This is a genomic window from Pseudomonas sp. 05T35, assembly GCF_056396605.1.
In genome coordinates this window covers 1-4,050 of sequence record NZ_JBFTLU010000420.1, presented here as the reverse complement: position 1 = coordinate 4,050, position 4,050 = coordinate 1, and the positions used below count along the sequence as shown (strand labels likewise).

General features: G+C 59.2%; 3 protein-coding genes. 1 reads left to right on the top strand and 2 read right to left on the bottom strand.

Annotated elements, in window-relative coordinates:
• Together AC1DH9_RS24325 and AC1DH9_RS24320 are read right to left on the bottom strand one after the other, a co-directional pair.
• Positions 1-630 (bottom strand): AMP-binding protein (locus AC1DH9_RS24325; RefSeq protein ID WP_477808916.1); only part of this gene is annotated, 630 nt, incomplete at its 3' end.
• A 26-nt stretch (positions 631-656) separates the two neighbouring features.
• Positions 657-1,832 carry an isochorismate synthase gene (locus AC1DH9_RS24320; RefSeq protein WP_427537338.1) on the bottom strand — a complete coding sequence of 392 codons (1,176 nt, stop codon included), beginning with the start codon at positions 1,830-1,832 and terminating at the stop codon, positions 657-659.
• 114 nt (positions 1,833-1,946) lie between these two features.
• On the opposite strand from AC1DH9_RS24320, the gene AC1DH9_RS24315 reads away from it, so the two are divergent.
• Positions 1,947-4,050 (top strand): condensation domain-containing protein (locus AC1DH9_RS24315; protein WP_477808915.1); only part of this gene is annotated, 2,104 nt, incomplete at its 3' end.

The following is a 4,050-nucleotide window of genomic DNA, read 5'->3' as shown; positions in this document are numbered from 1 at the left end:
GTCGTTATGGGTGCGCGGGATGAGTTTGGGGGTGCCTGTGCTGCCGCCCGACAATTGGAATAGCGCCACTTCGCCCGGTTCGCTGGGGGAGAAGTCCACGGGGTGCTCACTTGGGGTTTTGATCCAGGCGGCGAGGTTGTTTTCGTCACGCGGTTCGCCCAGCAGCAGGGTGATTTCGGGGCTGGAACCCACCTCCTTGAGGTCTGTGATGTAGCTGTCGTCGCGAAAGACTTCATGTTCGCGAGAGCCGATCAGCAACCTCGGCGTGATTTGCTGGGCGTAGCTCTTGAGTTCGAGTTTCCGATGGCTGTAGAGCGCGTTGAGGGGCGCAATCCCGGCCTTGAGCAGCGCGAACAGGACAATGTAAAACTCCGCAATATTGGGCAATTGCACCAAGGCGGTGTCGCCTTTGCCAAGTCCGCTGGCCGCCAGGCGCGAAGCCAGGTTGGACGACAGTTGCTCCAGCTCGGCATAGCTGAAACGACGATCACCGCAAATGATCGCCGATGCGTGAGGTTGCGACTGGCTGCGTGCCTGGAGAATGTGTGTGAGTGGTTGGTCGATCCAGTAGCCTTTTTCCCGATAGCGCTGTGCTCTGTCGAGGGGCCAGTGATTGAATTCTATGGTCATGATTGTCACTGCTGAAAAAGTTCGTATTAGTGGGACAAACCGCATGCGCGCAGCATGGTGCCGAGTTTGGTCTGGACTTCTGTCCATTCGGAGTCGGGGCTCGAAGCTTCGACGATGCCGGCGCCGGCGAACAGGCGGACCCTGTTGCGCTTGACGGTGCCGCAGCGAATGGTCACCACCCACTCGCCATTGCCTTGGGCGTCGCACCAGCCAACCATGCCGGTGAACAAACCACGCTCGAAGGGTTCGACGAAGCGGATCAGGCGCCGGGCGCGCTCGGTGGGGAAGCCACAGACGGCCGGGGTTGGATGCAGGCGACAGGCAAGCTGCAAGGCCGAGACGGTCGGATCCGCCAAGGTGCCTTCGATACGCGTGGAGAGATGCCAAAGTGCAGGCGTGCTGATGAGGGAAGGGCGCTGGGGCACACTCAGCTGTGTGCACAGCTCCCCCAGTTGAGTGGCGATGTCCTCGGTCACGAGGCGATGCTCGTAGTGATCCTTTTCCGAGGCTGATAGCCAATCTGCGTTGCGCTGGTCCGCTTGTGGATCGGTCATGCGTTTGGCCGARCCAGCCAGCGGGTTGGAAACGAAGTTCAGACCGTCCTTGTGAACGAGCAGTTCGGGGCTGACGCCGATCAGCGTAGCGCCGTCCGGCATGGGTACACGGAAGTGATAACCGCTTTGATTCTGGGCCCGCAGATTGTTCTGCATGGCGGCCACATCCACATTCTGCGCAAACACCAACTCACGTTGCACCGAGAGCACGGCCTTGCGCACGTCACTGTGGCGGAAGTTGACGATTGCGTGCTCTACCGCGCGTTTGAAGCCTTGCTCGTCCGGTATGTTTTTTTGCTCGATCAGTTCAGGCAGTGCTGCGACGCCTGTCTGTACGGTGGCGCTTCGTGCTCGCCACTCGGCGTGTTCGGGAATATAGAGGCAAGAGGCTTCAGCAGGATCGAAGGGGATGGCGCCGACGATTATCGGGTTGCTCTGACCGGCCTTGCGCGCCCGGTCGAAGGCTTGCAGCACGGTTTTCTGGAACAAGCTATTGGCGTTATCGCCGCCAATGGCAGGTGTTTCGATTCGCTGAAGCATCCCGGCGACCGTTAGTTCTCGATCGCCGGAGGTAAATGAAAAACTCTCTTTTTCATCAATGGCTTGCACCTCATCCGTGTCATTTGCTCTTAGGGTGCCCGATCTCATTTGGGGGGAAGCCTCCGTGGCCTATAGGGTAAAAATTAAGTCTTGAAATATAATCATTATCGTTTCTATTATGGGACGCTAATCATTTAGATTTGTCAATCACATGAGTGAGCCATGAGAGAGTTAACTTCAATGCAAGCCGCCTGTTGGATCGGGCGCGCTGCTCATGCGTCTTTAGGGAGAGTTTCGGCTCATCTTTATGCCGAGTTCGATGGTCGTTCCATTGACCTGGAACGGCTGCGCGCGGCGCTTGAACGGGTATGCCGGCTGCACCCCATGCTGCGGGTCCGGCTGAATGCGGATGGCCTGCAATCCATTGCTTCGATGGACCAGTCACCGCAGCTGGAAGTCGAAGATCTACGCTCGATGACCGAGCCGGAAGTAGCGCGGCATCTGCTCTGCAAGCGCGAGGAATGGACTCATCAGCAGCTTGATCTCGGCCAATGCCCGGGCGTCCGTTTCTCGGTCAGCCTGCTGGCGGACGATGAGTTCCGCTTACACGTCGATACAGACATGATCGCCATCGACCCGTCGGGTTTTCGCACGTTAATCGAAGACCTCGCACGGTTTTATGATGACCCCGACGGACCGGTCCCGCACACACCTTCTTTCTTCGATTGGTACGACAAGGCGCGTACCGATGCCTCGCTCAAAGTCGCCCGGGAACGAGACCGCATTTGGTGGCGTGAGCGCCTGGCTGAAATCGCTCCTGCACCCACATTGCCGTTTCTCGAGGATCAGCCTGATCAAGCCCGCAGCCATCGATTAAGCACATGGCTTGGCCTTGATGAGCGCCAGGCGCTGCAGCGTCTGGCCCGTGAGCGAAGAATGACCCTGTCGACCTTGATGATGGGGCTTTTCGCGGCGGTACTCGGGGCGCAGACGGGGGACCGGAAATTCCGCCTCAACGTGCCCTCGTTCTGGCGTCCGCCACTGGTAGATGACGTCGAACGGGTAGTCGGTGATTTTGCCAACGTGCTGATTCTCGATGTGGATATCGAGTCGGCCCGCAGCCCCGCAGCCCTTTGCACGCAGATGGCGAAAAGAATGCTCGACTTGCTCGAACATAGCGCCTATCCCGGGGTGAATCTGATGCGCGATCTTTCTCGCCATCATGGTTCGCCACAACTGGCACCGGTGGTGTTTACCGCAGCGCTGGACATGCCGGGCGGCGATCTTCTCTCGGAGCGCGTCCGGCGTGTCTTCGGGCCGATGAACTGGGTGATCTCCCAAGGGCCCCAGGTTGCACTCGACGCGCAGATCGCATGCGCCGACGGCGGCATCTTGATCAATTGGGACATTCGCCTTGATGCTCTGCCAGAAGCCTGGGTGTCGGATCTGTTCGATCGCTTCGTGGCGATCGTGCGTGAGGCGTCTGTCTGCTCCGCGGTCCTGGATCAACCGTTTTCTCAGCGCACACTGCCGCTGACCGCTCTTCAGCAGGCCTATCTGCTTGGGCGCAGCCCGCAGATGCCGCTGGGCGGCGTGGCCATGCAGGAGTTTCGCGAGTACCGCGGTTCTTTGGATCCTGCTCTGCTGCGAAGCCGTTTGGCCGGGATGGTCCGGCGCCACGAAAGCCTGAGAATACGGATCGATGCGCAAAAACTCGTGCAGTTTGTCAGTGACGAGGTGCAGATAAACCTGCAGGAAGTCGACCTCACGGCTCTGTCGCCAGACGATGCGCTTGGCTATGTTGAGGAGCGTCGTGAGGCGTATGCGCATGCGCTGTTCGAACTGGATCGCTCGCCCTGGGATGTCACGGTCTTCTGTCTCCCGGAAGGTCATCTGAGGGTTTTTGTGCGCCTTGATGCATTGATTCTCGATGGGCGATCGATCGCAACCCTCATGGTTGAACTGTTCGACGGTGTGGTCGGCGAGGAACCGTTCACCGAGGTCATGCCCGAGCCAGAAGACCTCGCCCACCAACGCAAGGCGGATGCCGTTTATTGGAAAGCCAAACTCGCCAGCGTGAGCGGCGCTCCACGTTTGCCGTGGATCACCCCGCTGGAGCAGGTGGGCGCTTCTCGCTATGAGCGACAGAGCCTGTTGGTGCCCAAAGCGGTGTTCAGCGCGTTCTGCAAACTGGGCGCGCGGCAACGGCTGTTCAAGAATTCCGCCCTGATGGCGCTGGTGCTGGAAGTGCTTTCCCACTGGGTCGATGAGGGGGGCGTGTGTGTCGCGGTGCCTGTTGCTCCGCAAACAAGTGGCGCTTTTGCCA